22 protein-coding genes, 1 tRNA gene and 2 pseudogenes are annotated in these 26,259 nt (G+C 64.7%); 6 read left to right on the forward strand and 19 right to left on the reverse strand.

Annotated features, from left to right (window positions below):
* Positions 1 to 20: 20 nt before the first annotated feature.
* The 5 genes from CAL26_RS19815 to CAL26_RS19835 form a co-directional block, all read right to left on the reverse strand.
* A complete protein-coding gene (locus tag CAL26_RS19815; protein ID WP_218831601.1) occupies positions 21 to 1,160 on the reverse strand; it encodes an MFS transporter in 1,140 nt (379 codons plus the stop codon).
* 382 nt (positions 1,161 to 1,542) lie between these two features.
* Positions 1,543 to 2,457: a LysR substrate-binding domain-containing protein gene (locus tag CAL26_RS19820; protein ID WP_094848466.1), complete on the reverse strand. Its 915-nt coding sequence runs from the start codon at positions 2,455 to 2,457 to the stop codon at positions 1,543 to 1,545.
* Positions 2,458 to 2,538: 81 nt separating this feature from the next.
* Positions 2,539 to 3,639, reverse strand: a complete 1,101-nt coding sequence (locus tag CAL26_RS19825; RefSeq protein ID WP_094848467.1) for an ornithine cyclodeaminase family protein — start codon at positions 3,637 to 3,639, stop codon at positions 2,539 to 2,541.
* 106 nt (positions 3,640 to 3,745) lie between these two features.
* The gene (locus CAL26_RS19830; RefSeq protein ID WP_094848468.1) at positions 3,746 to 4,729 is read right to left on the reverse strand and encodes a Bug family tripartite tricarboxylate transporter substrate binding protein; all 984 of its coding nucleotides are present in this window, start codon (positions 4,727 to 4,729) and stop codon (positions 3,746 to 3,748) included.
* Positions 4,730 to 4,921: 192 nt separating this feature from the next.
* Positions 4,922 to 6,547, reverse strand: coding sequence for a glucan biosynthesis protein D (locus CAL26_RS19835; RefSeq protein ID WP_094848469.1), 1,626 nt, complete (start codon positions 6,545 to 6,547; stop codon positions 4,922 to 4,924).
* A 295-nt stretch (positions 6,548 to 6,842) separates the two neighbouring features.
* Here CAL26_RS19835 and CAL26_RS19840 point away from each other — a divergent pair.
* A pseudogene (locus tag CAL26_RS19840) lies at positions 6,843 to 7,382 on the forward strand (PIN domain-containing protein); the annotation flags it as partial.
* 67 nt (positions 7,383 to 7,449) lie between these two features.
* Here the strand turns inward: CAL26_RS19840 and CAL26_RS19845 are convergent.
* The 4 genes from CAL26_RS19845 to rpsO form a co-directional block, all read right to left on the reverse strand.
* The gene (locus CAL26_RS19845) at positions 7,450 to 8,667 is read right to left on the reverse strand and encodes a threonine ammonia-lyase (RefSeq protein WP_094848470.1); all 1,218 of its coding nucleotides are present in this window, start codon (positions 8,665 to 8,667) and stop codon (positions 7,450 to 7,452) included.
* 49 nt (positions 8,668 to 8,716) lie between these two features.
* Positions 8,717 to 9,448: a hypothetical protein gene (locus CAL26_RS19850; protein WP_094849989.1), complete on the reverse strand. Its 732-nt coding sequence runs from the start codon at positions 9,446 to 9,448 to the stop codon at positions 8,717 to 8,719.
* Positions 9,449 to 9,662: 214 nt separating this feature from the next.
* On the reverse strand, positions 9,663 to 11,828 hold the full coding sequence (pnp, locus tag CAL26_RS19855) for a polyribonucleotide nucleotidyltransferase (protein ID WP_094848471.1): 2,166 nt from the start codon (positions 11,826 to 11,828) through the stop codon (positions 9,663 to 9,665).
* Positions 11,829 to 11,917: 89 nt separating this feature from the next.
* Positions 11,918 to 12,187 (reverse strand): 30S ribosomal protein S15, encoded by a 270-nt coding sequence (gene rpsO, locus CAL26_RS19860; protein WP_086066376.1) that lies wholly within the window; start codon positions 12,185 to 12,187, stop codon positions 11,918 to 11,920.
* A gap of 185 nt (positions 12,188 to 12,372) precedes the next feature.
* Here rpsO and CAL26_RS19865 point away from each other — a divergent pair, with 185 nt between their 5' ends.
* The gene (locus CAL26_RS19865) at positions 12,373 to 12,909 is read left to right on the forward strand and encodes a hypothetical protein (protein ID WP_094848472.1); all 537 of its coding nucleotides are present in this window, start codon (positions 12,373 to 12,375) and stop codon (positions 12,907 to 12,909) included.
* A 75-nt stretch (positions 12,910 to 12,984) separates the two neighbouring features.
* Here CAL26_RS19865 and pssA read toward each other — a convergent pair whose 3' ends face one another.
* The 5 genes and pseudogenes from pssA to CAL26_RS19890 form a co-directional block, all read right to left on the reverse strand.
* On the reverse strand, positions 12,985 to 13,872 hold the full coding sequence (pssA, locus tag CAL26_RS19870; RefSeq protein ID WP_373454494.1) for a CDP-diacylglycerol--serine O-phosphatidyltransferase: 888 nt from the start codon (positions 13,870 to 13,872) through the stop codon (positions 12,985 to 12,987).
* Positions 13,754 to 14,425 (reverse strand): phosphatidylserine decarboxylase, encoded by a 672-nt coding sequence (locus tag CAL26_RS19875; RefSeq protein ID WP_094848474.1) that lies wholly within the window; start codon positions 14,423 to 14,425, stop codon positions 13,754 to 13,756. Before CAL26_RS19875 ends, pssA begins: the two co-directional genes overlap by 119 nt.
* Before the next feature lie 200 nt (positions 14,426 to 14,625).
* On the reverse strand, positions 14,626 to 15,642 hold the full coding sequence (gene ilvC, locus CAL26_RS19880; RefSeq protein WP_094848475.1) for a ketol-acid reductoisomerase: 1,017 nt from the start codon (positions 15,640 to 15,642) through the stop codon (positions 14,626 to 14,628).
* A gap of 67 nt (positions 15,643 to 15,709) precedes the next feature.
* On the reverse strand, positions 15,710 to 16,201 hold the full coding sequence (gene ilvN, locus CAL26_RS19885) for an acetolactate synthase small subunit (protein ID WP_066353686.1): 492 nt from the start codon (positions 16,199 to 16,201) through the stop codon (positions 15,710 to 15,712).
* 9 nt (positions 16,202 to 16,210) lie between these two features.
* Positions 16,211 to 17,926 (reverse strand): annotated as a pseudogene (locus CAL26_RS19890) (acetolactate synthase 3 catalytic subunit); the annotation flags it as partial.
* Positions 17,927 to 18,496: 570 nt separating this feature from the next.
* Between CAL26_RS19890 and CAL26_RS19895 the strand changes: the two are divergent.
* The gene (locus CAL26_RS19895) at positions 18,497 to 20,713 is read left to right on the forward strand and encodes an FUSC family protein (RefSeq protein WP_094848477.1); all 2,217 of its coding nucleotides are present in this window, start codon (positions 18,497 to 18,499) and stop codon (positions 20,711 to 20,713) included.
* Positions 20,714 to 20,741: 28 nt separating this feature from the next.
* Here CAL26_RS19895 and yaaA read toward each other — a convergent pair whose 3' ends face one another.
* From yaaA to CAL26_RS19910, 3 genes are all read right to left on the reverse strand, one after another.
* The gene (yaaA, locus tag CAL26_RS19900; protein ID WP_094848478.1) at positions 20,742 to 21,515 is read right to left on the reverse strand and encodes a peroxide stress protein YaaA; all 774 of its coding nucleotides are present in this window, start codon (positions 21,513 to 21,515) and stop codon (positions 20,742 to 20,744) included.
* Positions 21,516 to 21,550: 35 nt separating this feature from the next.
* Positions 21,551 to 22,333 (reverse strand): 3-hydroxybutyrate dehydrogenase, encoded by a 783-nt coding sequence (locus CAL26_RS19905; protein WP_094848479.1) that lies wholly within the window; start codon positions 22,331 to 22,333, stop codon positions 21,551 to 21,553.
* Positions 22,334 to 22,442: 109 nt separating this feature from the next.
* Positions 22,443 to 23,600 carry a cation:proton antiporter domain-containing protein gene (locus tag CAL26_RS19910; protein WP_179283403.1) on the reverse strand — a complete coding sequence of 386 codons (1,158 nt, stop codon included), beginning with the start codon at positions 23,598 to 23,600 and terminating at the stop codon, positions 22,443 to 22,445.
* Between the two features lie 265 nt (positions 23,601 to 23,865).
* On the opposite strand from CAL26_RS19910, the gene CAL26_RS19915 reads away from it, so the two are divergent.
* From CAL26_RS19915 to CAL26_RS19925, 3 genes are all read left to right on the forward strand, one after another.
* Positions 23,866 to 23,956: transfer RNA gene (locus CAL26_RS19915), tRNA-Ser, on the forward strand.
* 187 nt (positions 23,957 to 24,143) lie between these two features.
* On the forward strand, positions 24,144 to 24,647 hold the full coding sequence (locus tag CAL26_RS19920) for a DUF4189 domain-containing protein (RefSeq protein WP_094848480.1): 504 nt from the start codon (positions 24,144 to 24,146) through the stop codon (positions 24,645 to 24,647).
* Positions 24,644 to 25,075, forward strand: a complete 432-nt coding sequence (locus CAL26_RS19925) for a lysozyme inhibitor LprI family protein (protein ID WP_179283404.1) — start codon at positions 24,644 to 24,646, stop codon at positions 25,073 to 25,075. The genes CAL26_RS19920 and CAL26_RS19925 overlap by 4 nt, the downstream gene beginning before the upstream one ends.
* Before the next feature lie 16 nt (positions 25,076 to 25,091).
* Here CAL26_RS19925 and CAL26_RS19930 read toward each other — a convergent pair whose 3' ends face one another.
* Positions 25,092 to 25,544, reverse strand: a complete 453-nt coding sequence (locus CAL26_RS19930) for a hypothetical protein (RefSeq protein WP_143277458.1) — start codon at positions 25,542 to 25,544, stop codon at positions 25,092 to 25,094.
* 73 nt (positions 25,545 to 25,617) lie between these two features.
* The gene (locus tag CAL26_RS28155) at positions 25,618 to 26,256 is read right to left on the reverse strand and encodes a hypothetical protein (protein WP_143277459.1); all 639 of its coding nucleotides are present in this window, start codon (positions 26,254 to 26,256) and stop codon (positions 25,618 to 25,620) included.
* Positions 26,257 to 26,259 lie beyond the last annotated feature (3 nt).

The following is a 26,259-nucleotide window of genomic DNA, read 5'->3' on the forward strand; positions in this document are numbered from 1 at the left end:
ACATCGGGTTGGATAGCCCGTCAGTGTTCTTGCAGGTGGGTGTGCCGCGGGCCGCTCCTGAAACCGTGACCGCGTGCCGACCAGGCGATGGCGAAACCCAGGGCCAGCAGCAGCGCCATGACCGGCGGGAAAGATCGCGCGCCCCAGGCATCCAGGAGAAGGCCACCCACCAGGCCGCCGCCGGCGATCGCGCTGTTCCACACCACGACGTTCATCGACAGGGCCACGTCGGCGCCATCCCCGGCTGCGTCCGCCAAGGCGGTCTGCAACAGCGTGGCCGCCCCACCAAAGGTCAGCCCCCAGATGGCCACCCCGACGAAGATGGCAACCGGCGTGTACGCCAGCCAGATGAACATCAAGGACACGACGGCGAAGATGGCCAGGCTAGCCAGGACGGTGGCGCGTAGATGACGATCGACCCGATGGCCGGCAATGCCGATGGCCACCAGCGCCGCCAGGCCAAAGGTCAGCAGCACCACGTCCACCTGGGCCTCGAGCCCGGCCTGCGCAACGAAGGGTGCGACGTAGGTATAGAGAATGTTGTGGGCCAGCATCCAGGCCATCACCACGCCGAGGACGGATCGCACGCCGGGCGTCGTGAATACGCGGCGCAAGGGCAGCTTCACATGTCCCGCCTGGCCGGGATAATCCGGCACCTTCGCCAGCACCCAGACGATCAACGCCAGGGTCAGCCCGGACATCGCGGCGAATGCGCTGCGCCAGCCCACTGCCGTACCCATCCAGGTACCCAGCGGCACGCCGAGCGACAGTGCGAGGGGCGTGCCGACCATGGCCACCGCCAATGCCTGCCCCTGTTGGCGCGCCGGCACCATTCGGCGCGCATAGCCGGCCAACAGGCTCCACGCCAGGCCTGCCGACACACCCGCGCAGAATCTGGCGACCAGTGTCAGCCAGTAGTGTGAGGACAGCGCCGTGATGGTGTTGAACAGCAAGAAGCCCACGATGGCGAGCAATAGCGCGCTGCGCCGCCGCCAGCTCTGGGTGGCGATCGTCATTGGTATGGCCGCCAGGAGCGAACCCAGTGCGTAGGCTGTCACCGTCTGCCCCGCGAGCGACGTTGATACGCGAAGGCCGCCCGCCATCTGCGGCAACAGTCCTGCCGGCAGGGTTTCGGTGATGATGCAGATGAAGCCGGTCATGGCCAACGCCAGCAACCCCGCCAGCGGCAGGCGCTCGTGGCGCGTGGACGTCCGGGTGGTAGCCGTATTCGTCACGGCATCCTGGCTCGGCAGACAAATGGGCGATGAAGATTCATATGGGTGGCTCCTTAATAAATATATCGATCGATACATATATCGCGAAAAGAAGCGGGTCCATTGATTCGTGCGCGGCGTGGAACGTGTGAGTCTGATGCCTTGCCAGGCCGTGGATGTCCGCCATATATGTACCGATCGATATGTTATGCGCGCACTCGCCGGGCCGTCAACCGATTATGTACCGATCAATATATATACTTGTGACTTTCTACCGGATTTCGATGCCGAACTGGGCACGCTCGCCGCGGTACGAGGCCGGCAGCGCTCACGTCTTGGCCCCGGTGCGCCCCGCCTCCAACATCGCCAGTACGCGCGGCAGCAGAGGCAGCGTATTCGCCGGATTCCATACCGCCGAATATTCCGCCTGCACGGCGGTCCCGTCGATCTGCTTGAACACCACGCCTGGCACGCCGGCACGCGCGAACGAGCGCGGCACCAGCGACACGCCGCGCCCCATCGCCACCAGGCTGACCACCGACACCAGGTGCCTGGCATAGTGGACGATGCGCGGGCTGAAGCCGGCGCCCATGCAGGTCGCGATGGTCAGGTCATGGAAGCTCGGGCCGCTTTGCCGCGGGATCGCGATGAAGGCGTCCTCCGCCAGATCGGCCAGGCGTACCCTGCGGCGCCGCGCCAGGGGATGCCCGGCTTCAAGTGCCACGACCAGCTCCACGCGCCCCACCGGAATGGACATCATGCGGCTCATCCCCTGCGAGATCTGGGCAAAGCCGATGTCGATGCGATCCTGCTCCAGCGCATGGATCTGCTCCGACGAGCCCATTTCCTCCCAGACGGTTTCCAGGCCGGGCATCTTGCGTTCCAGGCCCAGGATCACCTCGCGTATATCCATGAACAGCACGGCGGCGACGAAGCCCACGCGTATCCTGCCGGCATTGCCCTGCTCGGCGCGCTGCACGGCACGGATGGAAAGCTCGGTCTGCGTCAGCAGACGCCGCGCTTCCTCGACCATTACGGTCCCGGCGATGGTCAGACGGACCCGGCGCTGGTTGCGGTCGAACAGCGTCACGCCCAGGCGCTCTTCCATTTGCTGGATGGCCTTGGTCAGCGGCGGCTGCGACATGAACAGCCGCTCCGCCGCGCGGCCGTAGTGCAATTCTTCGGCCAGCGCCAGGAACATGCGCAGGGACCGGGGGTCCATCGATTGGAGATCGAAATTCATGAACGCGGGCTGCGCAACGCAGTCTCATGGGGCAGCGTTCATCGTACCGCGCCGCGCCGGCCGACAGGCCGGCCACGCTTTTCAATTGCGGATGTCCTGGATGAACCAGTCCAGCGGCAGCTCCTGGCCCAGGCCCTGTTCTTTCGCCTTCCGGTAGACCACCCCGCCGACAGAGGAAAACTGCACGCCCCAGTTGCCGACGGTGTAGTAGAAGGTGATCTGGTCGTCGCGCGTGCGCCCCGGCGCCTTGCCGGAGATCACGTCGGTATAGCCCGGCCAATCCTGCGTGGGCAGCCGGGATTTCTTCGGCTTGGGCAGGCGCCGCTGTTCCTCGGCGGTGCCCGCCACGTAAGCGCCCGGGCTGCCGGAGATGCCTTTGCGGAAGCGTTCCGTCTCCGGCATGGGCAGTTCTTCCTTGCCCTGCTGCACGGCGACGTCGAAGCGCTGCACGATGGACGCGTCGATCTCGCGCGGCGTGAGCACGACCACGTGCATGCCGGGTTCCAGCCAATCCGCTTCGAGTACCGGCGTCATGCTGTCGGTGCAGGTCGCGACGATGTCCGCGCCGCGCACGGCGTCGCGCGGCGTGTCCACGGGGATGATTTCCACGCCGAATTGTTCGGCGCACTCGCGGGCATAGCGTTCGCGATTGTCGCGATTGCGGCTGTAGACGCGCACGCGGCGGATATCGCGCACGGCGAGAATGGCTTCCAGGAAGGTGCGGGCCATGCCGCCGGATCCGATGATGCCCAGTTCGCGCGCGTTCTCGCGCGACAGCAGGCGCGTGCCGATGCCGGCCGCGCCGCCCACCCGCATATGCTGCAGATGGCCATCGTTCATCAACGCCAGGGGCTGCCCATTGCCGGTGCTGAACAGGAAGACCAGGCCGCAATAGGTGCCCGGTTCGATGCAGAATTTCTGCTCGCTGCCGCCGGCGCCTTCGTCGCGCGGCCAGACCAGCACGTCCGACTTCAGGCGCACCGCCAGAATACCGTCGCTGGTGCCGTCCACCGTGCCCCAACGGTAGTAGCCGTCGTCACGGTCGCAGGGCACGTACATATCGATGCGCGGCCGGCCGACGGCCGCGCCGGTGAGCAGGCCGGCGAAGGCGCGTTCCTGCGCCTCGATGCATTCGCGCATGGTCAGCACTTTCGCGACCACGTCATTGTTGATCAGAAGCATGTTGACTCCACGTTGTCGCTATGACCCACCGCTATGACCCGCCGCTGTAATCCACCGCTGTAATCCACCGCTGTGATCCACCACAGCGATCCGCCGCGGCGATCCCCTATTGCGGCTGGATACCCGATTTTCGGATGACGTCACCCCAACGCTGGCTTTCGCTGCGGATGAAGTCCCTGAACTGCTCCGGCGTGGACCCGATGGGATCCGCGCCTTCGTCGACCAGCATCTTGTGGACGGCCGGCGCGTGCACGAACTTGACGATCTCGCGATTGAGCTTGTCGATCACGGTCCTGGGCGTGCCCTTGGGCGCCAGCACCCCATACCAGACACTGGACGCATAGCCCGGCACGGTCTCCGCGACGGTGGGCACCTCCGGCAAGGCCGGATTGCGCTGCGGCGTGGTCACGGCTACGGCGCGCAGCTGACGGTTCTTGACGAAGGCCAGGCCCGCAGTCATGTCGGCGAAAGTCATGGTGACCTCGCCCGTCATGACGGCCTGGATGGCCGGCGCGGTGCCCTTGTACGGCACGTGCAGCATGTCGGCGCCCGACAGCACCTTCAGCAACTGGGCGGAAAGATGCGCGGTGCCGCCCAGCCCCGATGATGAAAACGTCAGCTTGCCGGGTTCCTTGCGCGCCAGGTCCAGCAGGTCCTTGACGCTATGGATAGCCGAGTCGTTCTTCACCAGCAGCACGGCGGGCACGTCGGCGATCAGGCTGACGGGCTCCAGGTCCTTCTGCGGGTCGTAGTTCAGTTTCTTCATCAGATACGGCGCGACCACCAGGGGCGAAGGCGAATCCAGGATCAGCGTATAGCCGTCGGCGGGCGCCGTCGCCAGGGATTGCGTACCGACCACGCCGCCGGCGCCCGGCCGGTTCTCCACCACCACGGACACGCCCAGCTCCCGGGTCAGGTTCTGCGCCACCATCCGCGCCATGATGTCGACGCCGCCGCCCGGCTCGTAAGGGGAAATCATCCTGATCGGCCGATTGGGATAGGCCCCGGCGGACGCGCCATCGGCATGGGCGGCGCAGTACGGACCCAGGGCCATGAGGGAACACAGGGCCAGGCGGCAAGGCAGCTTCATATCGTTGTCTCCGATCACCTTGTGGCAAGCCGGTGCCTATCAGCCCGGCCGATTCTGCTTATTAGTATGCTACGGTATACCATCCTCGGTGCAGCGGCAATAATGGCCTACCCGGTATGACAAGCGGCTTAATGCCATGAAAAAAGCCCGGCAGTTTCCTGCCGGGCCTGGCCGTGTGAATCGACGATATCGTCAGGGATACCGGCGCTTGTCCGGTGGTGGCGGGAAATACTGGTACAGCCACGTCTCGCTAAGCACCTGCTTGTCGCTGACGCGCCGGATGAAGCCGCGCATTTCCACGGGCGCCGTGCTGTCGTCGGTCGGATACCAATCGAACATGGCGCGAAAGCCCTCGACTTCCGGGTGCAACGCGAAGATCTGGAAATCCTGCGCGCGTCCATGCGAGACCGTGATCACCGATTCCAGGCGCTCGTTCTTGTCCATGCCTTGCAGCGGTCCGCCGATGAAATCGATGGCGAAACGCCGCGCCCAGACATTGGGGTAGTGCTCGCCCGGCGCCCAGCCTTCCGTGAAGCCGCCCATGCCCGTGCGCGTGGCCAGCACCCGCGCCAGGGTGGGCTGCACCGGCGCCAGCGCGGCCCAATGCAGCTTGTAGCCGTAATGCAGCGACTGTCCGGCCTTGACGGGCTCCTTGGGATTCCAGAACGCCACGATGTTGTCCAACGTTTCCCCGGTGGTCGGCAATTCCATCAGGTTGATGGCGCCATCGCCCCAGGCGGTCGTCGGCTCCACCCACAGGCTGGGACGGCGGCTGTACCAGTCCACCGTATCCTGATAGGACTTGAAGTCATGGTCCGTCTGCAGCAGCCCAAAGCCGCGCGGGTTGTTGTCCAGGTACGTATTGAACTGGATGTGCTCAGGATTGTTCAGCGGCCGGCAGACCCATTCGCCATTGCCACGCCACATCGACAGACGGTCCGAATCGTGGATCTTGGGGTGGATGGTGTCGCACATCCGGCGCTCGTTGGTGCCGCAGCTGAACATGCTGGTCATGGGCGCGATGCCCAGCTGCTTGATGTCCTGGCGCGCGGTCAGGTGCGCGTCGATATCCATGATGACGCGATCGGCCAGGCAATTGATATCGAAGCGGTAGGCGCCGGTGATGCTGGGCGCATCCAGCAGCGCGTACAGCACGAAGCGCGTGGCGTCCGGTGCCGGCGTCTCGAACCAGAACTCGATGAAATCGGGGAATTCCTCGACGGTGCCCGCATAGGTGTTCACCGCCACGCCGCGCGCCGACAGGCCGTACTGCCCGGTGTTGTCCACGGCGCGGAAATAGCTGGCGCCCAGGAAGGACACGATGTCGTACTTGTCGATATTCGGCTGCTTGAACACCTTCAGGCCCGAAAACCCCAGGTCGCCCGAGAGCTGGCCGACATCCACCCCGGTGCTCTGGTAGTTGAACAGCTCGGGCCGGAAGTGCACTTCTTTCGCGATGCGGGTGCCGGGCTCGATGCTGTGCATGCGCACCGGCGTACGAAACCCCATGCCGACGTGGAAGAACTGCACGTCCAACTGGCCCTTGCGCCCCCAGAGGGAATGCGCGGCATCGTACTGGATGGCATTGAACTGCTGCGGGGTCAGGTTGGCCAGGGTCGGCGGCAGGACTTCGCGGGTGTCCACATAAGGCGTGGTCGCCAGCTTGCTGGCGCGCGCCTGCAATCCTTCGAAACTGAAGGGTTTGGCTTCGCCATCGGCTATGTCCGCGACAGCGCGCGAGGCAAGCAGGAAGGAGGCCGGCAAACCCGTGCAGGCCGCCAAGGCCGCGGAGGCTTTGAGCAGTGAACGTCGGTCCATGGATACCTATCGAAAAACGGAGCCAAAGAAATGGCGTGGCCGGAACCGCGCCACGCCCGTGCAGGTACATTGAACCATAGGTTTCCGGCGATTCCGACAGCCAGGTGCCGCCGAAGACAGCTTACGTGCCGAGAAGTCACGAACCGACACGGTCAGAAAAAAACCGGGATTGCGGCTACGATATCGGCCGACCCGCAACGCCCCTCCCGCTCGCCTCGTGCCTTCATCGCCCGCCCCCTTCCGCGCCACCCCCGCCAGCCCGCCGCCCTTCGTCGTCCTGGACGCCTGCGTCCTGATGTCGTCCATCCTGCGCGGCCTGCTGCTGCGCCTGGCGCGCCGCGGCGTCTTCCTGCCGGTGTGGAGCGCGCGCATCGGCGAGGAATGGATCCGAAACGCCGCGCGGCTCTGGAAAGTACCCCCCGCGGACGTGGCCGCGCTGTGGGCGGACATGCAGCGTGAATTCCCCGACGCCGACGCGGGCGACGTAAAGGCCTACGAAGCCGGGCTGCGGTACAGCGACCCCAAGGACCACCACGTGATCGCCGCCGGTCTGGCGAAACGCGCGCGCTGCGGGCTGCAGCAGCCGCCCGCCGTGCTGGTGGTGACCTGGAATATGAAAGACTTCAACCGCTCGGAAATGCGTCGGCTGGGGACGGACGCCTGCGACCCCGACCGCCTGCTATCGCAATGGTGGCCGGCGTCGCGTGACGCGCTGCTGCGGGCGCTGCAAGGCACGGCCGCCGACGTGGCGGCGGTCGGCCGGGAACCGGAGCCGCTGTCCGCCACGCTGCATCGCGAGCGTTTGTACCGGCTGCGGGGCCTGGTGGAACGGGACGGCGGCTTCGACGAGCCGGCGCGGCGCGGCGGCGACGGCGACGTCAACGTCAACGTCAACGGCGACGTCAATGATCGTGATTGCTCGCCGCGAATCCCACTGCATTCAGGCGTTCGATGACTTCCACGATGTGCTCCGGGCCACGCGTCTGCAGCACGAAATCGACTTCCACATTGCGTACCGGCAAGGCGGTGAACGCACGCTGGTGATGCACTTCGGTGATGTTGGCATGGGCGTCGGCAATGACCGCCGTGGCGTGCGCCAACGCCCCCGGCAGGTCGCGCAGGTCCACGCGGATGCGGGCCAGCCGGCCGGCGCGCACCATGCCGCGCTCGATGAGTTCGCCCAGCATCAGCGGATCGATATTGCCGCCCGTCAGCACCAGGCCGACACGCTTGCCGCTGAAGCTCGCGTCGCCCTGCGCCTGGTCGCGCAGTATGGCGGCCAGGCCGGCGGCGCCGGCGCCTTCCACCACGGTCTTTTCGATTTCCAGCAACACCACGATGGCATGTTCTATATCGCCTTCGCTGACGAGTTCGATGCGCGACACATGGCGGGCGACGATTTCCTGGGTCAGTTGGCCAGGCGACTTCACGGCGATGCCTTCGGCGATGGTGTATTGGCCGTAAGGCAGCGTCATGCCGCGCGTGGCTTCGTACATGGAAGGAAAACGCTCGGTCTGCACGCCGACGATCTCGATGTCCGGCTTGATCGCCTTGGCGGCCACGGCGATGCCCGAGATCATGCCGCCTCCGCCTATGGGGACGACCAACGTGTCCAGGTCCGGCCGGGACTCCAGCATTTCCAGCGCGATCGTGCCCTGCCCGGCGATGACGTAAGGATCGTCATAGGGGTGGATCATGGTCAGCCCGCGCTCCCGCGCCAGCACGTAGCCGTGGGCCTTGGCGTCGTCGAAGGTATCGCCCTCGAGCACGACTTCGGCGCCGAAGCGGCGGGTATTGGCGACCTTGACCGTGGGCGTGAAGCGCGGCATGACGATGACCGCCGGGATGCCCATGCGCTGCGCGTGGTACGCCACGCCCTGCGCGTGGTTGCCGGCCGACACCGCGATGACGCCGCGCGCGCGTTCCGTGGCGTCGAGATTCAACATCCGGTTCAGCGCGCCGCGCTCCTTGAAGGACGCGGTGAACTGCAGATTTTCGAACTTCAGCCAGACTTCGGCGCCGAGCATGTCGGACAGCGTGCGGGAATGCGAAAACGGTGTGTTCAGCACCTGTCCCTGCAGACGCTGGTGCGCGGATTGGATGGCGGACAGGTCGATCACGCTATGCTCCTGATGGATCGGCCGCGCCGGCGCGGCACCGGCCGATGCCTTAACGCACCGGCAGAAAATTGAAGAACAGCAGGCCCTGCGCGTAATTGATGCCGACGCGCCGGCCGTTTTCCCCCAGCAGATTGGCGATCAGGTCCAGCCTGCCGATGATCGCCCCGAACTCGCGCTCGAAGCTGAGATTGGTCGCGGTCGGACTGATCTCGTTCGCCAGCAACAAGGGCTGCCCGGCGCCGTCGCGCCGGCTGGCCAGCAGCCAGGCGGCGGCCTCCACGTTACGAGCCGCATTGTAGACGCGCTGGCCATCCAGCACATCAGACACATAGAAGCGCGTTTTTCCGTTGTGCGAAGCGATGATGGTGTCGGCCAGGCCATAGATGAAGGCGGTGACCCGGTCGCCCTGGAAGCCGGGATCCAGCGACACCGCCAGGACCTGGATATCGCGCAGGCCGGACAGCGGCGCGGGCGGCGTCCGGTTGTCGATCAGGCCATGCAGCCGCGCCATGGCCGCGGCCTGGTTCGCCATCCCGCCCTTGCGCCATTCGCGCGGATTGCGCCGGTAAAGCTTGTCGGCCAGGGAATACAGGCTGTTCAGGTTGTCGCGCATTTCCAGCGTGACGGTGCGGTTGAAATCCGTCTGCATGAACTGGTCGGCGGACATGGATTCCCCGTCCGGCCGGCGGCCGTCGCGCGAGGGCGATTGCGGAGACATGCAGGCCGCGAGCATGCCGCTCGCCGCCAATATCGCCAAGGCCCTGCGCCCCCGCCTGTTCATGCCATATATGCCCGTTTGCCCGATGTAGCCGTGTGTACTGCGTGATGCGATGCCGCGCGCCGCCGACCGCTGGGTCGTGACGTCGCTGCCGTGCCGCGCATGCACTTTACCGTACCTGGAAAGGAAAACGGCGCCTTGCGGCGCCGTTTCCCGGGTAAACCATCCGTCGGAACCGGCGGCCCGCTCGTGCCGAGCGGGCGCCTGTTCCCGCCGCTTACTGCTGCGGCTCGGATTGCGGCACGCCTTCGGCGGCCTCGCCCTGCTGGGCTTGTTGCGCTTCGATGCCGCCGATCGCCTTGATGGACAGGCGCAGGCGGCCCTTGTCGTCGGCCTCGATGACCTTGACGCGGACGTTCTGGCCGACCTTCAGCACATCGTTGATGTTCGCGATGCGGTAGTTGGCGATTTCCGAGATGTGCAGCAGGCCGTCGCGGCCCGGCAGCACCTGCACGATGGCGCCGAAATCCAGCAGGCGCAGCACGCTGCCTTCGTAGACCTGGCCGACTTCGACGTCGGCCGTCAGTTCGACGATGCGGCGCTGCGCTTCCTTGGCCTGGCTTTCGTCGACGCTGGCGATCACGATGGTGCCGTCATCGGAGATGTCGATCTGCGTGCCGGTTTCCTCGGTCAGGGCGCGTATGGTGGCGCCACCCTTGCCGATGACGTCGCGGATCTTCTCGGGGTTGATCTTGATCGTCAGCATGCGCGGCGCGAAGGCCGACAGCTCGCCACGCGAGGCACTCAGGGCGTCGCGCATATTGGCCAGGATGTGCAGGCGGCCTTCGCGGGCCTGGGCCAGCGCCACCTGCATGATTTCCTTGGTGATGCCCTGGATCTTGATGTCCATCTGCAGCGCGGTCACGCCCTGCTGGGTACCGGCCACCTTGAAGTCCATGTCGCCCAGGTGATCTTCATCGCCCAGGATGTCGGTCAGCACGGCGAACTTGCCATCTTCCAGGATCAGGCCCATGGCCACGCCGGCCACGTGATCCTTGATCGGCACGCCGGCGTCCATCATGGCCAGCGAACCGCCGCACACCGACGCCATCGACGACGAACCGTTGGATTCCGTGATCTCGGAAACCAGGCGGATGGTGTACTGGAAATCTTCCGGCGCGGGCAGCAGCTTCAGCAAGGCGCGCTTGGCCAGTCGGCCGTGGCCGATTTCGCGGCGCTTGGGCACACCGATGCGGCCGGTTTCGCCGGTGGCGAAGGGCGGCATGTTGTAGTGCAGCATGAAGCGGTCGCGGTACTCGCCCATCAGGGCGTCGATGATCTGCTCGTCCTGCTTGGTGCCCAGCGTGGCGACAACCAGCGCCTGCGTTTCACCGCGGGTGAACAGCGCGCTGCCGTGGGCGCGCGGCAGCACGCCCAGGCGGATGCTGATCGGACGCACGGTGCGGGTGTCACGCCCGTCGATACGCGGTTCGCCGTTCAGGATCTGGCCGCGGACGATGCGCGCTTCCATGTCGAACAGGATGTTGTCCACCGCGACGGCGTCGGGCTGCCCTTCGCCGGTTTCGGCGGCACGCGCGGCCACCTGCGTTTTCACGTCGGCGTAGACTTCGCGCAGCTTGGTGGTGCGCTGCTGCTTTTCGCGGATCTGGTAGGCTGCGACCAGGCCATCCTTGGCGGCGTTGGTGACGGCGGAGATCAGCGTTTCGTTCTTGGCTTCGGGCTTCCAGTCCCAATCCGGCTTGCCGGCATCGCGCACCAGTTCATGGATGGCGTTGATCACGGCCTGCATCTGCTCGTGGCCGAACACCACGGAACCCAGCATGACTTCTTCGGACAGCTGGTCGGCTTCGGATTCCACCATCAGCACGGCGGTTTCGGTACCGGCCACGACCAGGTCCAGCTTGGATTGCTTCAGCTGCGACGCGGTGGGGTTCAGCACGTACTGGCCGTCGACATAGCCCACGCGGGCCGCGCCGATCGGGCCATTGAACGGGATACCCGAAATGGCCAGGGCGGCCGACGCGCCGATCATGGCGGCGATGTCGGGGTCGATTTCCGGATTGACCGACAGCGTGTGCAGGACAACCTGCACTTCGTTGTAGAAGCCTTCGGGGAACAGCGGACGCAGCGGACGGTCGATCAGGCGCGACGTCAGCGTTTCCTTTTCCGAGGGCTTGCCTTCGCGCTTGAAGAAGCCACCCGGGATACGGCCCGCGGCGTAGGCTTTTTCGATGTAGTCGACGGTCAGCGGGAAAAAGTCCTGGCCGGGCTTGGCCTTCTTGGCCGCCACGACAGTGGCCAGCACCACGGTGTCCTCGATGGACACCACGACGGCGCCGGACGCCTGGCGGGCGATTTCTCCGGTTTCCAGTACGACCGTGTGCTGGCCGTATTGGAACGTTTTAGTCACTTTATTGAACATGACGGTTATTCCTTACAAATGAAAAACCGTGGCCGCTGCGACGATGTCGCACCGGCCACGGTTGCGTCATGGGGAACCGACCCCGTCGATCACTTGCGCAGACCGAGTTTTTCGATCAGAGCGCGATAAGCATCGGGGTTGCGACCCTTGAGGTAGTCGAGCAGTTTGCGGCGGCGGCTGACCATGCGCAGCAAGCCGCGGCGCGAATGGTGGTCCTTGCTATGTTCCTTGAAGTGACCAGTCAGCTCGTTGATACGAGCGGTAAGCAGCGCCACTTGAACTTCGGGGGAGCCGGTATCGCCTTGAGCGCGCTGGAATTGCGCGACGATATCGGACTTCTTGATGTCAGCTACGGACATTTTTATTGACCTCTTCGGACATGCGCCAGGGCCGAGGTGCCGTGGCGTGGGTTGAACAACGGTTGGAGATTACAACTGGGTTTGCAAACCGGGGTTTGCCAACGTTTGACAGCAGAAACCGATGGATTATAGCTTATCGGGGAGAATTTTCAGGAAGCATTCACCAGCCCCGCCCAGGAGGCCGCATGATTGAACAAAAAGTCCTCTTCGCTGCCTGGCGCCGCGCCGCCCTGCTCCTGGCGCCCCTGCTGGCGGTGCTCACGGGATGCGCCGACATGGCCGCCAAAACGCCACCGAATGCGCCCCTGAGCCAGGTCGTGGCCGAGTACGGCAATCCCAACTTCATCTGCCCCCTGCCAAATGGGGGACAGCGTGTCATCTGGACCCAGCAACCGCTGGGGCAGTTCGCCTGGGGCGGCAACGTCGGCCCGGACGGCCGCATCGACCGCGTGGAGCGCCTGCTGACGGACCGCCATTTCGCCGCGCTGTCGGAAGGCGACTGGCCCGCCAACCGCGTGCTGTGCGAATTCGGCCCGCCCGCCATCGTCGACGAAGTGGGCCTGCCCAGCGTGCGCCAGGTCGTCTGGTCGTATCGCTACCGCGAAAACGATTCCTGGAACTCGCTGATGTACGTGTACATGGGGCGTAACGGCGACCGCGTCACCCGGCACCATCCGGGACCGGATCCCATGTACGACCAGGAATGGGAGTTCGTGCGGTAATGCCAGGGGCACATCCCAAGGTACATCCGCGGGGCACATCCCGGCGGCATGCGGGCCGCGGGACGGCCGCCCGGGCTATTCCGAACCCGATCGCATCCGATTGCGCTGCCAGCGGCGCGCGCGATTCCAGCGCCAGGCCAGGATGAACCAGCCGGATATCCCGTAGACCACGAAAAGGCCGAACAGGACCACGGGGGGATCGCTGGACACGAAAACGAAGGCCGCCACCACCAGCAGGATCACCCAGAACGGCACGCTGCGGCCCAGGGCGAAGCTCTTGCCGCTGTAGAACGGCGCATTGGTGACCATGGCAATGCCGGCGTACATGGTGACGCAGAACGCCGTCCAGGCCATGAAGGAGTCATGGATGGGCAGTTTGTTGTCCACCGCCAGCCAGACGTAGCCGGCCACCAGCGCGGCCGCCGACGGACTGGGCAGGCCCTGGAAAAACCGCTTGTCGACCACGCCGATGTTCGTATTGAACCGCGCCAGCCGCAGCGCGGCGCCGGCCACGTAGACGAAGGCGGCCAGCCAGCCCCAGCGGCCCAGCTCATTGAGCATCCATTCGTACATCACCAGCGCGGGCGCCACGCCGAAGGACGTCATGTCGGACAGCGAGTCATATTGCTCGCCGAACGCCGATTGGGTATTGGTCAGACGCGCGACCCGGCCGTCCATGCCGTCCAGCACCATGGCCGCGAAAATCGCGATCGCCGCGGCCTCGAACTGGTTGTTCATGGCCTGCACCACGGCGTAGAAGCCGGCGAACAGGGCCGCCGTGGTGAACGCGTTGGGCAGCAGGTAGATGCTGCGGTGACGGTTCTCGGAATCGCGCATCGACATTCTAGGCATGGGTGGTTCCGTCGGTTGCGGGCAGGTCGGCCAGCACGGAGCTGGTCGCGCTGACCTTATCCCCCAGCGCGACCCGCGGCCGGGCGGCCGGCGGCAGGTAAACGTCGACACGCGACCCGAAACGGATGAACCCGTAGCGCTGGCCGCGCACCAGCGTCTCGTTTTTCCTGGCGTAGCAAAGGATGCGCTTGGCCACCAGGCCGGCCACCTGGACGGCGGTGACCACGTGCCCGGCGGGCGTGCGCAGCACCATGGCGTTGCGTTCGTTTTCCAGCGACGCCTTGTCCAGCGCCGCGTTGAAGAATTTGCCCGGGAAGTACTGCACGTCCACCACCTGGCCGTCGACCGGCACCCGGTTGGAATGGACGTTGAAGACGTTCATGAAGACGCTGATCTTCAGCGCGTCGCGGTCGGCATAGGGATCGCGCACCGTCTCCACGGCGACCACGCGGCCGTCGGCCGGCGACAGCACGGCGCTGGGCGAATCGGGCGCCATCCGCGGCGGATCGCGGAAGAACTGCAGGACGAACAGCGCGATGATCCAGAAAATGATGGATACCGCGGGCGACCACAGGGTGACGAGTATCGCCACGACCACCGATCCGGCGAGGAACGGCCAGCCCTCTCGGGCAATGATGGGATGGGGATAAGGGGGTTTATTCATCGTAGGCGAAGGTTAACCGATATGGCCCCGTTAGTGCCCGCGTGGCGGCGCCGATCGCTGCGAGTATGCGACAAAAAGGGCATTCCACACACCGCTCCCGGCGGCTTCGGCCGGCGCAACCGCGAACCATACGAAAAAGCGGCATGCCTGGGCATGCCGCTTGAGCAATCCGCATACCCGGGCTGGCCCGGGCGGCGCGATCAGTTCTTGGACTTGTCCACCAGCTTGTTGGCGGCGATCCAGGGCATCATCGCGCGCAGCTTGCTGCCGACCTGTTCGATCTGCGATTCCGCGTTGATGCGGCGGCGCGAGGTCAGGGTCGGGGCGCCAGCGGCGTTTTCCAGGATGAAGCGCTTGGCGTACTCGCCGTTCTGGATGTCGGCCAGGGCCTGGCGCATGGCTTCGCGGGTCTGCGACGTGACGATCTTGGGACCGGTCTCGTATTCGCCGAACTCGGCGTTGTTCGAGATCGAGTAGTTCATGTTGGCGATGCCGCCTTCATAGATCAGATCGACGATCAGCTTGAGCTCGTGCAGGCACTCGAAGTACGCCATTTCGGGCGCGTAGCCGGCTTCCACCAGGGTATCGAAGCCCGCCTTGATCAGCTCGACGGTACCGCCGCACAGCACGGCCTGTTCGCCGAACAGGTCGGTTTCGGTTTCTTCGCGGAAGTTCGTTTCGATGATGCCGGCACGGCCGCCGCCGTTGGCGCTGGCGTAGGACAGCGCGACGTCGCGGGCGGCGCCCGACTTGTCCTGGTACACGGCGACCAGGTGCGGCACGCCGCCGCCTTGCGTGTACGTGGAGCGCACGGTGTGGCCGGGGGCCTTGGGCGCCACCATGATGACGTCGATGTCGTCACGCGGCACGACCTGGCCGTAGTGGACGTTGAAGCCGTGGGCGAACGCCAGGGCGGCGCCGGCCTTGATATTGGCGTGGACTTCGTCGCGGTAGACCTTGGCGATGTTCTCGTCGGGCAGCAACATCATGACGACGTCGGCGCCCTTCACGGCTTCGGCCACTTCCTGGACTTTCAGGCCGGCATTCGCGGCCTTGTTCCACGACGCGCCGCCCTTGCGCAGGCCGACCACGACCTTGACGCCGGATTCGTGCAGGTTCAGCGCGTGCGCATGGCCTTGCGAGCCATAGCCGATGATGGCGACCGTACGGCCCTTGATCAGGGAAAGGTCGCAGTCCTTGTCGTAGAAAACTTTCATTTGGGTAGCTCCAGAATTCTTTCTTCAGTAATGAATAAACAGATGATGATCGATCGGCCGAGGCCGGTCATAGCTTCAGCACGCGTTCCCCGCGACCGATCCCCGAAACCCCGGTACGTACGGTTTCCAGGATCGCACTGCGATCCAGCGCCTCGATAAAGGCCGAGATCTTCTCCTGCACACCGGTCAGTTCGATGGTGTACGACTTGTCGGTTACGTCGATGATGCGCCCGCGGAAGATATCCGCCATGCGCTTCATTTCCTCGCGCTCCTTCCCGACCGCGCGCACCTTCACGAGCATCAGCTCGCGTTCGATGTGCGCCCCTTCGGTCAGGTCCACCACCTTGACCACGTCGACCAGACGGTTCAAGTGCTTGGTGATCTGCTCGATGACCTCGTCGGACCCGGTGGTGACGATGGTCATGCGCGACAGCGTGGCGTCTTCCGTAGGCGCCACGGTCAGCGTTTCAATGTTGTAGCCGCGGGCGGAAAACAGGCCCACCACGCGCGACAGCGCGCCCGGCTCGTTCTCCAGCAAAACCGAAATCACGTGTTTCATGTCGCCCCCTTACAGATCCTCGGAACCCAGCAGCATTTCGGTCAGGCCACGGCCGGCCTTGACCATCGGCCACACGTTTTCCGTACGGTCCGTAATGAAGTCCAGGAACACCAGGCGGTCCTTGTGCTTGCGGAAGGCGTCGCGCAGCGCCGGCTCGACGTCGGCGGGGCTTTCGATGCGCAGGCCCACGTGCCCGTAGGCTTCCGCCACCTTGACGAAATCAGGCAGCGAATCCATATAGGACTCGGAATAGCGCGAGCCGTAGTCGATCTGCTGCCACTGCCGCACCATGCCCAGGAAGCGATTGTTCAGGCAGATGATCTTGGGCGTCAGATGGTATTGGTGGCAGGTCGACAGCTCCTGGATATTCATCTGGATGGACGCCTCGCCGGTGATCACGGCCACGTCCTGTCCGGGATTGGCCATCTGCACGCCCATGGCGTACGGCAGGCCGACGCCCATGGTGCCCAGGCCGCCGGAATTGATCCAGCGGCGCGGCTGGCCGAAGCGGTAATACTGCGCGGCCCACATCTGGTGCTGGCCCACGTCCGAGGTGACGAAGGCGTTGCCGCCCGTCACTTCCCACAGTTTCTCGACCACGAACTGCGGCTTGATGACGCTGGTGGAATTGGCGAACTTCAGGCATTCCTTGCCGCGCCATTCCTGCACCTGCTGCCACCACTTTTCCAGCGAAGGCGGCTTGACGTCGGCCACGCGCAGCTGCGCCAGCATTTCGATCAGCACGTCCTTGACGTTGCCGACGATGGGCACGTCCACGCGCACGCGCTTGGAGATCGACGACGGATCGATATCGACGTGGATGATCTTGCGGGGATTCTGCGCGAAATGCTTGGGGTTGCCGATGACGCGGTCGTCGAAGCGCGCGCCGATGGCCAGCAGCACGTCGCAGTGCTGCATCGCCATATTGGCTTCATAGGTGCCGTGCATCCCGGGCATGCCCAGGAAGGCCGGGTGATCGGCGGGCAGCGAGCCCAGGCCCATCAGGGTGTTGGTGCAGGGCGCGCCCAGCAGGTCCACCACCGCGCGCAGCTCGGCCGCGGCGTCCGACAGGATGACGCCGCCGCCCGTGTAGATCATGGGGCGTTCGGCCGCCAGCAGCATCTGCACGGCTTTCTTGATCTGGCCCTGGTGCCCCTTGTTGACGGGGGCGTACGAGCGCATCGTGATCTCGCCCTTGGGCGGCACGTACTTGCACGGAGCCAGCGTAATGTCTTTCGGAATATCCACCAGCACGGGGCCGGGACGGCCGGTGCGCGCGATGTAGAACGCGCGGCGCATCGTATCGGCCAGGTCCTTGACGTCGCGCACCAGGAAGTTGTGCTTGACGCAGGGCCGGGTGATGCCGACCGTGTCGCACTCCTGGAAGGCGTCCTCGCCGATGGCGGCGGTGGGCACCTGTCCGCTGATGATGACCATCGGAATGGAGTCCATGTACGCGGTGGCGATACCGGTCACGGCATTGGTGACGCCGGGGCCGCTGGTGACGATGCACACGCCCACCTTGTTCGACGAACGCGAATAGGCATCGGCGGCATGCACGGCGGCCTGCTCGTGGCGTACCAGGATGTGCTGGAACTTGTCCTGCTTGAAGATTGCGTCGTAGATGTAGAGCACCGCGCCGCCAGGATAGCCAAAGACGTGTTCCACGCCCTCATCGGCCAGGCAGCGCACGACGATGTCGGCGCCATTGAGTTCCATATTGTCGTTCCTTTCAGTGTTCCGGCCCTGCGGTCAGGAGTGCGGCGCCGTCATATCCGTGGATACCCAGGGATAAGCGGCTGCTGAACCCGATACCGGCCCCGACAACACGACCCGGCGCTTTGCGATTCACGGAATCGCTCCACCCGGATGCCTTGCCGATCCGGCACGCGTCCATCCAGTACGCAGTGCATAGCGCCCCCATGGGCGCCGGAGATCGAAATGGAAGCCCTTGACTACGCGCTTGTGGCACGGCCAAACGGCAGGGTACTGCTGGCGCATTGAAACCGGTCGGTAGACCGGGAAACTGGCAAACCATTCCCCCCGGCCCTGGATGACGGGACGGCGGGAACCGGTGAATTTACCGTGTTTAAGGGTTTACTAGCAAATCAGACGGAGTTACGGAACGGGGATGCATTCCACGCGTCGGTTTCGCGCCACACAGGGGCGGCCCCGGCGCGGACCCGGCCCGCCCCGGCCGGGGCGGGCGACGGGCGGCGGCGCGCGGCAAATAATCGGGGACTCTCTATACTTGCCACCTATCCCTGTCCCCATTCGTCCCCCAAGCCGCCATCCATGGACTTGCGCATCGCGAATCTCCGCCGCTTCATCTACAGCCATTATTTCTTTGGAGGCGTGCGTCAGGGGGTAGGCATGCTGCTGCCCGTCCTGATCCTGGGCGTGGTCTTCGGCGAATACACCCTGGGGCTGGTGGCCACCTTCGGCGCCCAGTGCGTGGCGATCATCGACCAGCCGGGCGGCCCGCAGCAGCACCGGACCAACGAGATGCTGGGCGGCGCCGTGCTGGCCACGCTGACGGTCTGCATCACCGGCTTCGCTTCCACCAATCGGCTGGCCCTGTGGCTGGTGGTCATCGCCCAGTGTTTTTTCTATTCGCTGTTCACGGTCTTCGGCAAGCGCGGCGGCCTGATCGGCTTCGCCGGCCTGCTGGTCATGGCCTTGACCATGCATTCGCCGCTGCCGCCCGACCAGGTGCTGCTGCACGCGGCCGGCACCCTGGGCGGCGCCCTCTTCTACCTGGCCTTCAGCCTGGGGTTCAGCCGCCTGTTCTGGCTGCGTGAAGAACAGCAGGCCATGTCGGTGGCGCTGTTCGCGACGGCGGACTACGTGGCGGCGCGCGCCTCGTTCTACGACGAAGCCGACGACCTGGAAGACTCCTACCGCACGCTGATCCAGCGCCAGTCCACCATGACGGAGAAGCACCAGGCGGCGCGCGACGTCGTGTTGCGCGCCCTGCCCCGCGGCAAGGGCTGGGGCGACGCGCGGCGCGTGATGATCTTCAATATGTTCGTCGACATGCTGCAGCTGGTCGACACGCTGTTCGCCACCCATACCGACTACGCCACGCTGCGCCGCGCCCTGACGGGCAACGACGTGCTGCTGTTCATGCGCGATTCGCTGCTGAAGATGTCGCTGAACCTGGACCGCATCGCCCTGGGCATTTCGCAGGGGCGACCGGTGCGGCGGCGCACCAGCATCAAGGCCGAACTGCGTGCCATCGAGTACGAGATCGACCAGCTCAAGCAACAGGGCCTGGCCGAGCGCGAGCCCGAAATCTACGCCCTGGTCATCCAGATCCAGCGCCGCCTGCGCAACGCTTCGCGCATCGTCGAACGGCTGGCCGACCACACGCTGGGCGGGCCGGACGCCAAGCCCACCAGCGCCCTGCGCATCGACAAGTCGCTGACGCGCTTCATGACGCGGCAGGAGTTCCGCTTCGGCATGATCACCAGCAACCTGCGCATGGATTCGCCGAATTTCCGCTACGCGCTGCGGGTGACGCTGGCCGCCGCCCTGGCGATGACGGTCAGCGAACTCTGGGTGTCGGAGACATTCTCCGCGCATAACTACTGGATCATGCTGACCATCGTGATCATCATGAAGCCGGGGTTCGCCTTGACACGCCAGCGCAATGGCTGGCGGCTGGGCGGCACGCTGATCGGCTGCGTGATGGCGCTGATCCTGCTCAACGTGACCAGCAGCCCGGAAATCCTGTTCGCCGCCCTGCTGGCGGCCTGCATCATGGGCAACAGCCTGGTGCAGCTGAACTACATGGCCAGCGCGATTTTCAATACCCTGTTCGTGGTGCTGGTGTTCCACTTCGTGTCGCCGGGCACGGTGTCCATGAACGTGATCGGCGAACGGGCGCTGGACACCTTGATCGGCTGCGCGCTATCGCTGGCTTGCAGCTACGCTTTCCCCTGGTGGGAGGCGCGCTTCCTGCCGCCGCTGGCGCGCGCGGCGATCAAGGCCAATCGCGAATACCTGCGCGCCGGGCTGCAGTACGCCGGCGTGATGCGCGAAAAGCAGGCCCGCCGCGAAACCCCCGACCAGGCCCAGGGCCCCGTCCCGGAACCGCCCGCCACGCAGGCCGAAGTCGATGCCGACCTGAACTGGCGCCTGGCCCGCAAGAATGTGCACGTGGCCTTCAGCAACTTCGCCGAGGCCTTCTACCGCATGATGAGCGAGCCGCAGTCGCGGCAGCAGTTCGTGCCCGAAATGAACAACCTGCTTATCCAGAACCACATTCTGGCTTCCCAGACCACGGCCGCCGTGCCGACGCTGGCGACGCTCAGCCAGGAGCCGCCGCCATCGGTGAGCGGCACGCTGGAAGCGGTCACTGTCATGCTGGACCCGGCCCATCCGCCCGTGCCGCCGCTGCCGGAGCAGCTGGACACGCAGGGCGAGCTGGCATCGCTGGCCTATCCGCTGAAGCTCATGGTGCGCGCCGGGCAGATGATCCGCCAGGAAAGCGCGGCGCTGGACGGTTGAGTCCTGAAGGCCTGAAGTTCCGGAGCCCTCAGGCCAGCTTGCGGCGGAACACCAGCTTGTCCGGCGTCGACACCGACGCGTCGTAGGCATAGCCTTCGCTGTCGAAGCCCTGCAGGCGCTCCGGCGTGCCCGCCTTGTGCTGGATCGCATAGCGCGCCATTAGCCCGCGCGCACGCTTGGCGTTGAAGCTGATGATCTTGTAGGCGCCGTTCTTCCAATCCTGGAATACGCACTGGACCACGCGGGCCTTCAAGGCTTTCAGGTCGACGGCCTTGAAATATTCCTCGGACGCCAGGTTGATGACGATGGGCTTCCTGCCGCCTTCCAGGCGCTCGTTCAGGTACTCGGCGATCTCGGAACCCCAGAACTCATACAGGTTCTTGCCGCGCGGCGTTTCCAGGCGCGTGCCCATTTCCAGCCGGTAGGGCTGCATCAGGTCCAGCGGCCGCAGCACGCCGTACAGGCCGCTGAGTATCGCGATATGTTCCTGCGCCCATTCCAGTTGCGCCGGGCTGAGCGTGGGGGCCTGCAGGCCTTCATAGACGTCGCCGTTGAAGGCCAGGATCGCCGGACGGGCGTTCTGCTGGGTGAAGGTCGGCTTCCACGCCGCGTAGCGCTTGGCGTTCAGCTCGGACAGCGCCGGGCTCAGATCCATCAGCTCGGCGATGTCTTCGGCGCTTTTCTTCTTCAGCACCTTGATGAGGGCGGCCGCCTGGTCGACGAAAAGCGGCTGGGTGTGCAGATCCACGCCCAGGGGCGAGTCGTAGTCCAGCTTCTTGGCGGGAGACAGCAGAAACAGCATGTTCGAAGGTGTCCTTGATGTATGGGAAGTGTTCTTCAGCGCGCCGTCCAACCGCCATCGACCGAAATCGACGCGCCAGTGACCTGTTCGGCTGCCGGCGAGCACAGGTACACCGCCGTGCCGCCCAGTTGCTCCGGCGTCACGAACTGCAGCGACGGCTGCTTTTCGCCCAGCAGTTCGCGCGCGGCGGCTTCCTGGTCCACGCCGTCCTTGGCCGCGATGGCGGTGATCTGCTTTTCCACCAGGGCCGTGCGCACCCACCCCGGGCAAATCGCATTGGCGGTAACGCCCAGGCCGGCGGTCTCCAGCGCGGTGACCTTGGTCAGGCCGATCACACCGTGCTTGGCGGCGACGTAGGCCGACTTGCTGGCCGAGCCGACCAGGCCATGCGCCGACGCGATATTGATGATGCGGCCCCATTTCTGCTTCTTCATGTGAGGCAGCGCGGCCGCCGTGCCGTGGAACACGGCCGACAGGTTGAGGGCGATGATGGCATCCCACTTTTCCGGCGGGAAGTTTTCGATCAGGTCTGTATGCTGGATGCCGGCATTGTTCACCAGGATGTCGATGCGGCCATGGGCCGACACGGCGTTTTCCACCAGTTGGCGGACGGCGGCGCCCTTGCTCAGGTCGGCGCCGTCATAGGTCGCCTTGACGCCATGCGCCAGCGCGAGGCCAGCCCGGGTCTTTTCGATTTCCGCCGGGTCGCCGAAGCCGTTCAGCACGATGTCCGCCCCCTGCGCCGCGAGCGCCGTGGCGATACCCAGGCCGATGCCGCTGGTGGATCCAGTAACGACGGCGACTTTACCTTTCAGCATGACAGTGCTCCTTGGCGGCAGAAATCGAGGATGGACGGGATGATGGCGGCGGATGGCCGGCCAGCCCGAGCGGGACGCCTGGTCTGGTACGTCCTCACGGACGCCCCGGTCAGGGCGCTCCGGAAGTGTAGCCTTCCACGCGCTTGGGCTGCATGCGTTCGAACAGCTTGATCAGGACCGGCACCACCGCCATGGAAACGGCCACCACCACGGAAATCAGGTCCCGGTGGGGCGCGGACAGCAGGCCGTTGTCCCAGGCTTCGTTGAACAGGGCAAAACCGAACTCACCGCCCTGCGCCAGGGCGATGGCGAAGGGCATCCGGTGATAGGTCGGCAGGCCGGACATGCGGGCGATGCCGTACAGGATGGATCCTTTGACCACCAGCAAGGCCGCCACGCTGAACAGGATGAAGCGCCAATGTTCACGCACGACGTCCAGGTTCACGGACATGCCGATACCCAGGAAGAACAGGCCCAGCAGCAGCCCCTTGAACGGCTCGATGGAGGCCTCCATCGACACCCGATACTTGGACTTGGCCAGCAGCACACCCACCAGGAAACCGCCCAGGCCGGCGGACAGGCCCGCATAATCGAAAAGCTGCGCCGAACCGATCACCACCAGCAAGGTGGCGGCGGTGAACAGTTCCTGCAGCTGGGCGCGCTCGGCCCAGCTGATGACCCGCAGGCGGTAGCCCGCCAGCACGACCGCCACCGCCACCAGCGCGGACAGGAAGGACGGCGCGCGGGTACCCCCGCCCCCTATGATGCCCAGCGCGATCAGCATGGGAATGGCGGCCATATCCTGCAACAGCAAGACGCCCAGCGCGGTTCGGCCCATGGGGGTGCGGCTCAGTTGCCGTTCGTCCAGCAACCGCATCGCGACCGCCGTGGACGACAGCGCCACCGCGCAGCCGCAGATGATGGCGCCGGTCCATGACATATCGATCAGGTGGCGCAGGGCCAGGCCCATCAGCAGGGAAAGGACGCTGGCGCAGGACACCATCTGGAAGATGCCCACGCCGAAGACTTCCCGCCGCATGCCCCACAGGCGCGAAGGCTCCAGCTCCAGGCCGATGACGAACAGCATCATCACCACGCCCCACTGGGAAATATCGACGATGGCGGGAACGTCGGTGACCAGCTTCAGCGCCGACGGGCCGATGATGATGCCGGCAAGCAGATACCCTGGAATGGTCCCCAGTCCCAGCACCTGGGTAAGCGGCACGCAGATGACCGCGGACAACAGCAGGACAACGATGAGTTCCATGGGCACCTTGCCGGACAGTACATATATTCTGACAAGAAATTACGGCGCCCGGAGTATCGCGCGTGACGATGAATACAGGAAACAAAATTGCTGGTAGAATAGCGGGCTTTGCTGCTCGCTGGACCTGCCTTCTTGAAGGATCAGGTTCCTAGAGCACTCACGGCGTCTGTTGACCACCCCGAGTCATCGCCCCGGCCGTTTTCGATGTTTGCGCATCGGAACGCCCGCCAGGCAAGCCCAGGGAGCCGCCGCGAGCAACGCACCAGGAGAGGTGGCAGAGTGGTCGAATGTACCTGACTCGAAATCAGGCGTACGGTTTCCCCGTACCGTGGGTTCGAATCCCACCCTCTCCGCCAGACAATAAAAAGCCCTTGGATTGTTCCAAGGGCTTTTTTCTTTCGTCGACGGCAAGCGTCGGTAGCGCCTGACCTCACCCAAAAGGATGGTCGCGGACGCATAATATGCGCCGACCTGCCGGGGCAGTCACTGCGTCCCAGGAGCACCGCCCGAACGGTCCTGCCCTTCGTCTGAGGAAACCGCCTGATGAAATTTATCGCCTTCGGGTTTTGGATTTTGCTTGTCGCCCCCTTGACGGTTCATGCACAGTGCGCGCCCGGCATCCCGGGTGCCGGGAATGCGGGCTGCATTCCACCTTCGGCGCCGAACTCGCCGTACAACAATCACGCGGGGGATTACCCGATTCCGGGCAACGCGCCGGCGCCCAAATGGCGGGATAGCTGGGGTGCCGTCGCGATGGACGACGGGACTGGCGCGGCCGGCGTAGCCGTCAATGAGGAAAGCAAGTCGTCCGCCAGCAAGATTGCCATGAACCAGTGCAGCATGAATGGCAGCCCGCATTGCAGGGTCATCATTTCCTATTACAACCAGTGCGTGGCCGTGGCGCAGCAAGATGGCGGCGGCTTCATCATTGCGGCAGGCCGCGCGGAGCAGGCTGATGCCGACCAATACGCCATGTCCCAATGTGCCGAACATGGTAAATGCGCAATCGTGTACCACGCCTGCAGCTACGCCGTCCGAGTGCCATGACCTCCACCAACGAATTTGAACGGACGCGGCCACGGCCCACGTGGCGCATTCATCGCCTGAGCGCGCACCTGGGCACGAGCGCGGCGATCACGCTGGCCGCGCTGTTGCCACCGGGCCCGGCTCACGCCGCGGGTTTTGACTGCAAGTTTGCCAAAACCCAGGTCGAGCACCTGATCTGCACGGTTCCCAAGCTGTCCAAGCTCGACGACCAGATGAAAGTGCTGTTCGAGAAGATCGAAGGCGAGACCGCCGGCCGCGATGGCGAAACCGGCAAGCTGATCGATCCGGCAGGCGAAGAACAGGCCCGCTGGCGCACCACGGTACGGGACCGCTGTAAAGACGCGGCGTGCCTGGAGTCCGTCTACGTCGCACGTCTGGCGGCAATGCGAAAGAACTGGGCTCAGGCGCTGGACCCGGCTGATCGATAACGCCGCAGTCGCTGCCTTACTGCTCGTCTTCGCAGTGGTTGTCGGTGGGCGTCTTTCTGCCCGCGATTCTCCGGTGCAGCGTCAAGTACTTCACATTTTCCTTTCCAGACTGCCGATACCAATCCATCCGGTCGCCCCTGAGCACGAAATAATCCGCCTGCGCGGTATCGAAGTTCGTGCATTCGACGTCCGCGGCCATCTGTTCGGGACTGTCCGTGCAGAAATGGGCATACAGCTTGCCGTTGCGGATATCGCCCTGCAAGGATCCTTGCTCGCCGATCCCGCGGCCGGAGCCGTCGCTCCAGGTGCCGGCCACTTTCCCATCGCGGACCTTCAGACTGACGCCAGCCGCATGGCGCCAACCACATGTTTGCTGGTATACCCAATCACCCTGAAAGCCTGCTGCCGCCATGGCAGGCGAAGCCATGGTCAGGCCAATCAGTAGACATGCTCGGAGGGGTTGCTTCATTGTCATTCGTCTCATGGGATTGGCTGCGTGTAATACGCAAAGCGCATGGATGAAATGCCTATGATGCCGGTCCCTAATTGGGCGCGGCACGGTCAGCCTGCATGCTGATCGAAAACGTCGCATCAGGATTGTCGAATGCGCTGGCGCTGGTGGCGCCGATATCAATGCGTCCGTTCTCGGCATGGCCGTACGATCTCGTCGAAAAGAATCGCGTGACCTTATTCCCCGCGAGCAGGTCTTCGTCGTAGAGCGCGGGGCTGAAAGTCACTTTGGAATGATGAAACTCCACCGTCATGCCCACGACCGACCATCGGCAGACCCCCAGTCCGAAATAGTCTTCGTCCAGGAAACGGTCCAGGAAGAGGTCGGACTTATACGCGTTGTCGCCCGCAGGGCTGAAGACCATCGGTACGCGCTTTTCGGGAACCACCGTTGCGCCGGCCACGGGTGTCAATGGCACGCAGGCAGGCGTGTCGACCCGGTAGTTCACATGACCTTCGATACGCTCAAACGGCCCCGGCGCTCCATTAATCACGGCTCTGACGGTGTAGCGCAGTTGGGGCGAGGGATTGAGTCGAGGTTCCTGATTCGCGCCAGCGCGTGCTTGGCTCTGGGCCTGGGCTTGCGCCGGGCATATGCACAGATACGTGGCCAGCGCGACGCATATGGATCTCCAAGGGGGCGCAAAACGCGTCATTTGCATCGCGCTCACGCG

It is taken from the genome of Bordetella genomosp. 9 (genome assembly GCF_002261425.1).
Taxonomy (GTDB): domain Bacteria; phylum Pseudomonadota; class Gammaproteobacteria; order Burkholderiales; family Burkholderiaceae_B; genus Bordetella_C.

What these genes read in the sequence shown, in the direction of transcription:
- CAL26_RS19815 (WP_218831601.1), bottom strand. Translation starts at nt 1,160, where the DNA reads ATGACCGGCTTCATCTGCATCATCACCGAAACCCTGCCGGCAGGACTG.
- CAL26_RS19820 (WP_094848466.1), bottom strand. Translation starts at nt 2,457, where the DNA reads ATGAATTTCGATCTCCAATCGATGGACCCCCGGTCCCTGCGCATGTTC.
- CAL26_RS19825 (WP_094848467.1), bottom strand. Translation starts at nt 3,639, where the DNA reads ATGCTTCTGATCAACAATGACGTGGTCGCGAAAGTGCTGACCATGCGC.
- CAL26_RS19830 (WP_094848468.1), bottom strand. Translation starts at nt 4,729, where the DNA reads ATGAAGCTGCCTTGCCGCCTGGCCCTGTGTTCCCTCATGGCCCTGGGT.
- CAL26_RS19835 (WP_094848469.1), bottom strand. Translation starts at nt 6,547, where the DNA reads ATGGACCGACGTTCACTGCTCAAAGCCTCCGCGGCCTTGGCGGCCTGC.
- CAL26_RS19850 (WP_094849989.1), bottom strand. Translation starts at nt 9,448, where the DNA reads ATGAACAGGCGGGGGCGCAGGGCCTTGGCGATATTGGCGGCGAGCGGC.
- pnp (WP_094848471.1), bottom strand. Translation starts at nt 11,828, where the DNA reads ATGTTCAATAAAGTGACTAAAACGTTCCAATACGGCCAGCACACGGTC.
- rpsO (WP_086066376.1), bottom strand. Translation starts at nt 12,187, where the DNA reads ATGTCCGTAGCTGACATCAAGAAGTCCGATATCGTCGCGCAATTCCAG.
- CAL26_RS19865 (WP_094848472.1), top strand. Translation starts at nt 12,373, where the DNA reads ATGATTGAACAAAAAGTCCTCTTCGCTGCCTGGCGCCGCGCCGCCCTG.
- CAL26_RS19875 (WP_094848474.1), bottom strand. Translation starts at nt 14,425, where the DNA reads ATGAATAAACCCCCTTATCCCCATCCCATCATTGCCCGAGAGGGCTGG.
- ilvC (WP_094848475.1), bottom strand. Translation starts at nt 15,642, where the DNA reads ATGAAAGTTTTCTACGACAAGGACTGCGACCTTTCCCTGATCAAGGGC.
- ilvN (WP_066353686.1), bottom strand. Translation starts at nt 16,201, where the DNA reads ATGAAACACGTGATTTCGGTTTTGCTGGAGAACGAGCCGGGCGCGCTG.
- CAL26_RS19895 (WP_094848477.1), top strand. Translation starts at nt 18,497, where the DNA reads ATGGACTTGCGCATCGCGAATCTCCGCCGCTTCATCTACAGCCATTAT.
- yaaA (WP_094848478.1), bottom strand. Translation starts at nt 21,515, where the DNA reads ATGCTGTTTCTGCTGTCTCCCGCCAAGAAGCTGGACTACGACTCGCCC.
- CAL26_RS19905 (WP_094848479.1), bottom strand. Translation starts at nt 22,333, where the DNA reads ATGCTGAAAGGTAAAGTCGCCGTCGTTACTGGATCCACCAGCGGCATC.
- CAL26_RS19910 (WP_179283403.1), bottom strand. Translation starts at nt 23,600, where the DNA reads ATGGAACTCATCGTTGTCCTGCTGTTGTCCGCGGTCATCTGCGTGCCG.
- CAL26_RS19920 (WP_094848480.1), top strand. Translation starts at nt 24,144, where the DNA reads ATGAAATTTATCGCCTTCGGGTTTTGGATTTTGCTTGTCGCCCCCTTG.
- CAL26_RS19925 (WP_179283404.1), top strand. Translation starts at nt 24,644, where the DNA reads ATGACCTCCACCAACGAATTTGAACGGACGCGGCCACGGCCCACGTGG.
- CAL26_RS19930 (WP_143277458.1), bottom strand. Translation starts at nt 25,544, where the DNA reads ATGAAGCAACCCCTCCGAGCATGTCTACTGATTGGCCTGACCATGGCT.